The following is a 6,202-nucleotide window of genomic DNA, read 5'->3' as shown; positions in this document are numbered from 1 at the left end:
GGCGGGGGCTGGCGGCAGTTGGCCGCGACGCTGGCCGAGCTGCGCCGCTATCCGCTGACGCTGCTGTTCCTGGCCGGCTTCCTGCTGTACAACGACGGCATCCAGACGGTGATCACGCAGGCGTCGGTGTTCGGCTCTGCGGAGCTGGGCATGGACCAGACGACGCTGATCGGGGCGATCCTGCTGGTGCAGGTGCTGGCGGTGTTCGGGGCGCTGCTGTTGGGCCGGCTGGCGCAGTCCTACGGGGCGAAGCGGACGATCCTCGGTTCGCTGGTTGCCTGGACGGCGACGGTGAGCGCGGGCTACTTCCTGCCGGCCGGGGAGGCGCTGTGGTTCTTCGCGCTGGCGGCGGCGATCGGTATGGTGCTGGGCGGCAGCCAGGCGCTGTCGCGGTCGCTGTTCTCCCAGCTGGTGCCGGCGGGCAAGGAGTCGGAGTACTTTGCGCTGTACGAGATCAGCGACCGGGGAACCAGCTGGTTGGGGCCACTGGTGTTCGGAATCGTGTACCAGCTGACCGGCAGCTACCGGGACGCGATCATCTCGCTTGTGGTGTTCTTCGTCCTCGGTTTTGTGCTGCTGTGGAGGGTGCCGGTGCGGCGGGCGATGCTGGCGGTCGGGAACACCCCGCCGGAGCGGATTTAGGCATTCGGCGTGGGGGCGGTAGTGTACGCCTTCGGCCCGCCGGACGGACCGTTACTGCACGCCTCGACACCGTGAACCACGGGTGACAAACCCCAATCGATGTGACAAGGCGGGCACCGGGGGGTACAACAAGGGCGGCACGACGGGCGACGCATCTCCCGATTCGGGAATCATCACCGCCGATCGGACGTTGACCGGATGACGACGACAGCGACACCTGTCCTGTGGGCGACAAGCCCGGGAGGCACAATTCATGAGTGAGCGAGCTCTACGCGGCACTCGGCTCGTGGTGACCAGCTACGAGACGGACCGCGGCATCGACCTGGCGCCGCGCCAGGCGGTGGAGTACGCATGCCAGAACGGCCATCGATTCGAGATGCCGTTCTCGGTCGAGGCGGAGATCCCGCCGGAGTGGGAGTGCAAGGTCTGCGGCTCCCAGGCCCTGCTGGTGGACGGCGAGGGACCGGAGGAGAAGAAGGCGAAGCCCGCGAGGACGCACTGGGACATGCTCATGGAGCGACGTACCCGGGAGGAGCTGGAGGAGGTGCTGGCCGAGCGGCTGGCGGTCCTTCGCTCGGGTGCGATGAACATCGCGGTGCATCCGCGCGACAGTCGCAAGAGCGCGTGAACGAAGGCCGTGGGCTTCGCCCGCGGCGGTAGAACGGCCCGCAGGCCCGGCGTACGCCGGGCCCAGCGGGCTGTCTGCGTTTCCCCTGAGCGGGGGCCGCTCCCCCACGGCCGCGGCCCCCGCCTCGTGTGGTTCCGGTGGGGGCCGCGGTCGTGCGGCGGGTCAGTCGCGGGCGTCGCCCCGGTCCGGGTTGTCCTCCCGCAGCACCTCGCCCTGGACGATCTTGCCGTCCGGGCGGTGGATGTTCGCCTGCTCCTGGGCACGGCGCACCTGCTGGACGGCGTCCCCCAGACCGCTGGAGGACAGCGAGCGGCGGGCGAGGCGGCGCACCAGAGCGGCGGTCGGCGGCAGCACGCACAGCACCCCGGCGACATCGGTGAGCAGCCCCGGGAACATCAGCAGCAGTCCGCCGAGCATGGCCAGCGCGTTGCCGCCGCCGGTCAGGCCGCGGGGCGGCGGCGGGCTGACCGTGGTGCCGGAGCCCTGCTGGATGGTGGCGGTCAGGTTGCTCCAGGCGCGGCGCCCGGCGCGTTTGATCACCACGGAGCCGAGCACCACGCCGCCGAGCAGCACGAGCAGCACTCCGCCGACGCCGACGAGGTCGGCGAGCACGGTCAGCAGCCAGATCTCCAGGACCAGGAAGGCGGCCACGATCAGCGGCAGGAAGCGCCGCCAGCCGCGGGGCCTTCGGCGGGCGCGGCCGGCCGCGCCAGGGGTGTCGTGGGGGCCGCCCGCTCCGGGGCCGGCCTGGTCCCGTCCGGACTCGTAGGGAACCGGTTCACCTGTGGTCATGACTCAAGTGTGCCTGCGGCCGGTCAGGCGCCGGAAGCGGGAGGTGGCTCCCCAGGCGGTGACCCGCCACAGGGCCTCGACGACGATGTCCCGGCTCATCTTGCTGTCGCCGCGTTCGCGTTCGACGAAGGTGATGGGCACCTCGACGACGTGGAAGCCGGCCTGCACGGCCCGGTAGGCGAGGTCGACCTGGAAGCAGTAGCCCTGGGAGGCGACCTGGTCGAGGTCCAGGCCCTTGAGGGTGGCAGCGCGGAACGCGCGGTATCCGCCGGTGACGTCCCGCAGCGGGATGCCGAGCAGCAGCCGGGAGTAGGTGCTGCCGCCCTGCGAGAGCAGCTTGCGGTAGGCGGGCCAGTTCTCCACGCGGCCGCCGGGCACCCAGCGGGAGCCGAGGACGAGGTCGGCGCCGGTGAGCGCGGTGAGCAGTCGGGGCAGCTGCTCGGGCTGGTGGGAGCCGTCGGCGTCCATCTCGACCAGGACGTCGTAGCCGTGGTCGGTGCCCCAGCGGAAGCCGGCGAGGTAGGCGGCGCCCAGGCCCTCCTTGCCCTTGCGGTGCAGGACGTGCACGTGCTCGTCGGCGGCGGCGAGTTCGTCGGCGATCTTGCCGGTGCCGTCCGGGCTGTTGTCGTCGGCGATCAGGATGTGGGCCTCGGGCACGGCGGCGCGGACCCGCGAGACGATCGGCTCGACGTTGTCGGCCTCGTTGTAGGTGGGGATGATCACCAGGACATCGCCCAGTGGCTCCCGGGTTCGCTTGCCGGCCTTGTTCACTGCGGGTTCCCCTTCTGGTGCTTCTTCATCCGCCGCGCGACGGGGCCGACCGCGACCGCGCCCAGCCCGGCCAGGGCCAGGGCCCACTCCGGTGCGGCGCCGACGCGGTCGGCGACGGTCCGCTCGTCGCGCAGCGGGAGGCGTGCGGTCAGTACGTCCTGGGTGAATTCTTCCGTGCGCTGTTTGATGGTGCCGTCCGGGGCCACGATCGCGCTGATGCCGCTCGGGGCGGCGGTGACGATGGCCCGGCCGTGCTCGATCGCGCGCAGGCGGGACATGGCCAGTTGCTGCTCGGGTTGGCCGGTGCGGCCGTAGGTGGCGTTGTTGGTCTGGACGACCAGGGCGCGGGCGCCGGAGTTGACGGTGTCGCGGACGATCTCGTCGTAGGCGATCTCGAAGCAGATCACGTCGCCGAGGCGGGCGGGGCCGACCTGGAGCACGCCGGGCTCGTCGCCGGGCCAGAAGTCGCGGGGCACCCGCTCCAGACGGCTGATGACCTTGCTGAGCTGGTCCCGGAAGGGCACGTACTCGCCGAACGGGACCGGGTGCTGCTTGGTGTAGGAGGCGCCGGGGCCGGTGCGCGGGTCCCACACGATGCCCTGGTTCTCGACGTACCCCTCCCGGGTGGGGTGGTCGACGAGGGCGCCGACCAGGATCGGCACTCCGATCGCCGCGACGGCGCGGTCGATGGCGGCGCGGGCCTGGGGGTAGCGGTGCGGGTCGAGGTCGGAGGCGTTCTCCGGCCAGATGACGAGGTCGGGTCGCGCCACCCGGCCGGCCCTGACGTCCTCGGCCAGGGCGAGCGTCGGTTCGACGTGGTTGTTGAGGATCATCATGGGCCGGCCGAGGAAGTCCATGCCGGGGCGCTGCACGTTGCCCTGGACAACGGCGATGTCCACGGTGTCGGCGGCCGCGGTCGGGACGGGTACGGCGTAGCCCAGGCAGGCGACGGCCAGGGCCCCGGTGGCGGCCAGCGCGGCCGGGCGCGCGCGGCCGGGGGCCGGCCGGGGTCGGCGGAGGGTTCCGGTGGCGAGGAGGGTGACGGCCGCGGCGAGCAGGGTCGCGGTGAGCGCGACGGCGAACGTGACCAGGGGGGCGCCGCCGAGCGCGGCGAGCGGGGTGAAGGGCGAGCCGGTGTTGGCGAACGCCAGCCTGCCCCAGGGGAAGCCGCCGAACGGGACGCGGTCGCGGGCCCACTCCTGGGCGACCCACAGGCACGCGGCCCACAGCGGCCAGGCCCGCAGCCGGGAGACGGCGGCCAGGCCCGCGCCGAGCGCGGCGACGAAGAGGGCCTGGAGCACCGACAGTCCGAGCACGGCGTCCCAGCCGACGACGCTGAGCCACTTGAGCAGTCCGACAAAAAACGCCAGGCCGAAGACAAATCCGGTCCGGGCACCCTGCCGGGCGGTGCGGCCGGAGGTGAGGAGGCTGAGCGCGGCGACGGCGAGCAGCGACAGCGGCCACAGGTCGTAGGGCGGGAAGGCGGCGGCCAGGGCGAGACCGGCGAGGGCCGCGAGCACGGCGCGGGGGGCGCCGGCGCTCAGGCGTCGCCACAGGGCGGCCGTAAGGCGGGCGGGCAGGCGCCGGCGCGGCGAGCGGGCGGCGGACGCGGTGTGTCCGTCGGCGGAGGCGTCGCCGGGGGCCGGCCGGGCGGTCGCGCCCCGGTCGGTGTCGGCGGTGGTGTCGGAGCCCGTCGGCACGGTCTTCCCTGGTTCGTCGAGTGGTGGACAGCGACCGTACAACGGCGGTGGGGCGCCTGTGGCCCCCGCGTCGTCGACAAGTGGGGCATGTCTCGTGTGCACGGGGTTGCGCGCGGGTACGGTCCGCCGGCGCTGGTTCCACGATACGGGGCACCGGACGTGATGATCGCCCTCGCCCGGCGGCGGCCGGGGCCGTCGGTACCGGGAGCCCGGGGCCGTCGGTACCGGGAGCCGGGCCCGCCGCCCTTCGGGCCGACCTGGGACCCGCTGGCTGCGGGTCTGCGCAGAGCCGTTGTCTACTGAGCGGCCGGGCCCCGCCCGGGTCGCACCCGCCGACCAGCCGAAACCTTCCGCCCCCGGGCCGCTGGCCCTGGACCTGGCTCTCTGTGGCGGCGTGCCTCGCTGGCAGTCCGCGTGGCCCAGCGGCGTTCGACGGCTTGCGCGGTGGTTGGTGGTCGGGCGTCTCGCGTGGTGGACCCGCTGAACCTACCCGGCACCGGCGGCCGCCTGTCAACACTCGTGTGAGCTGCGGTTTCCTGACGAAGTAGCAGGTCAGAGTGGCGACAGGCGGGGTGCGCCGGGTGTGGGGTCAGTCTTCGTTCGGCGGTATGGCGGGGCCGGAGATCACTCGATCGGCCGTCGGTGGACGGTGCGGCCCGCGACCACGGTGGCCAGGCAGACCGGCAGCTCGCAGCCGGGCGTGAGGTCCGGCAGGCCGGGCGTGCCCGAGCGCGGATCGGTGGACCAGTTCGCGACGCGGGTGTCGGGTGCCTGGACGACAAGTTCCCCGGTCCGCCACACGGCGTAGTCGGCGGGGGCGCCGGGGACCAGCGTGCCGGCGTCGTCCTGCCCGATGGCGCGCCAGCCGCCGCGGGTGTGGGCGGTGAAGGCCCCGCGTACGGAGATGCGGTGTTCGGGGGTGTGGTGGAAGGCGGCGGCGCGGAGGGTGCCCCAGGGGTCGAGCGGGGTGACGGGACTGTCGGAGCCGAAGGCGAGCGGGACGCCGGCGCGCTGGAGTGCGGCGTACGGGTTGAGGGTGCGGGCGCGTTCGACGCCCAGCCGGCTTGTGTACATGCCGTCCTCCCCTCCCCAGGCGGCGTCGAAGGCGGGCTGGACGGAGGCGGTGAGAGCGAGTTCGGCGAAGGCGTCGATGGTCGCGGGGGTGAGCATCTCGGCGTGTTCGACCCGGTGGCGCAGGGCCCGGACCCGGGCGAGGGAGGTACGTGCGGCGGCCTGGCGCACGCCTTCGGTGACGGCGCTGAGGGCGGCGTCGCCGATGGCGTGGAAGCCGGCCTGGAGTCCGGCCTCGGTGCAGGCGGCGACGTGGGCGGCGACGGCCTCGGCGTCGAGGTAGGCGTTGCCGGTGTGTTCGGGGCGGTCGGCGTAGGGGGTGTGCAGGTGGGCGGTGTGGGAGCCGAGGGAGCCGTCGACGAAGAGGTCTCCGGCGGCGCCGTGGGCGCCGAGTTCGCGGATGCGACGGGCGTCCTTCGCCGAGGTGACCGCTTCGGCCCAGTAGCCGACGACGCGTGGGCCGTCCTGTTCGGCGGCGAGCGCGAGGAGGGCGCGCAGATCGTCCTCGCTGGAGATGTCGGGGCCGGCGCACTCGTGCACGGTGCCGATGCCCAGCTCGGCGGCGCGGCGCAGCGCGGCGCGCTGGGCGGCCTCCCGC

6 protein-coding genes are annotated in these 6,202 nt (G+C 73.5%); 2 read left to right on the top strand and 4 right to left on the bottom strand.

The features are described from left to right. Positions 1-642: MFS transporter (locus FNX44_RS22450; RefSeq protein ID WP_143650605.1), on the top strand; the 642-nt coding region annotated here is incomplete at its 5' end. A gap of 253 nt (positions 643-895) precedes the next feature. Further along, positions 896-1,270 carry an RNA polymerase-binding protein RbpA gene (locus FNX44_RS22445; protein ID WP_143650604.1) on the top strand — a complete coding sequence of 125 codons (375 nt, stop codon included), beginning with the start codon at positions 896-898 and terminating at the stop codon, positions 1,268-1,270. A gap of 162 nt (positions 1,271-1,432) precedes the next feature. Here FNX44_RS22445 and fxsA read toward each other — a convergent pair whose 3' ends face one another. The 4 genes from fxsA to FNX44_RS22425 all read right to left on the bottom strand — a co-directional run. Further along, a complete protein-coding gene (fxsA, locus tag FNX44_RS22440; protein ID WP_143650603.1) occupies positions 1,433-2,062 on the bottom strand; it encodes an FxsA family membrane protein in 630 nt (209 codons plus the stop codon). Between the two features lie 3 nt (positions 2,063-2,065). Then, on the bottom strand, positions 2,066-2,833 hold the full coding sequence (locus tag FNX44_RS22435; RefSeq protein WP_143650602.1) for a polyprenol monophosphomannose synthase: 768 nt from the start codon (positions 2,831-2,833) through the stop codon (positions 2,066-2,068). Then, positions 2,830-4,533 carry an apolipoprotein N-acyltransferase gene (lnt, locus tag FNX44_RS22430; RefSeq protein WP_143650601.1) on the bottom strand — a complete coding sequence of 568 codons (1,704 nt, stop codon included), beginning with the start codon at positions 4,531-4,533 and terminating at the stop codon, positions 2,830-2,832. Before lnt ends, FNX44_RS22435 begins: the two co-directional genes overlap by 4 nt. Positions 4,534-5,157: 624 nt before the next feature. After that, positions 5,158-6,202, bottom strand: a 1,045-nt coding sequence (locus FNX44_RS22425; RefSeq protein ID WP_143650600.1) for an amidohydrolase, incomplete at its 5' end; no start/stop codon positions are given.

Source organism: Streptomyces alkaliterrae (assembly GCF_007097205.2).
In the GTDB taxonomy this organism is placed as follows: Bacteria; Actinomycetota; Actinomycetes; order Streptomycetales; family Streptomycetaceae; genus Streptomyces; species Streptomyces alkaliterrae.
This window is presented reverse-complemented; position numbering and strand designations above follow the sequence as displayed.

Bases quoted from the DNA above. Each gene is read 5' to 3' on its own strand.
- fxsA (WP_143650603.1), bottom strand. From the start codon at position 2,062: ATGACCACAGGTGAACCGGTTCCCTACGAGTCCGGACGGGACCAGGCC.
- FNX44_RS22445 (WP_143650604.1), top strand. From the start codon at position 896: ATGAGTGAGCGAGCTCTACGCGGCACTCGGCTCGTGGTGACCAGCTAC.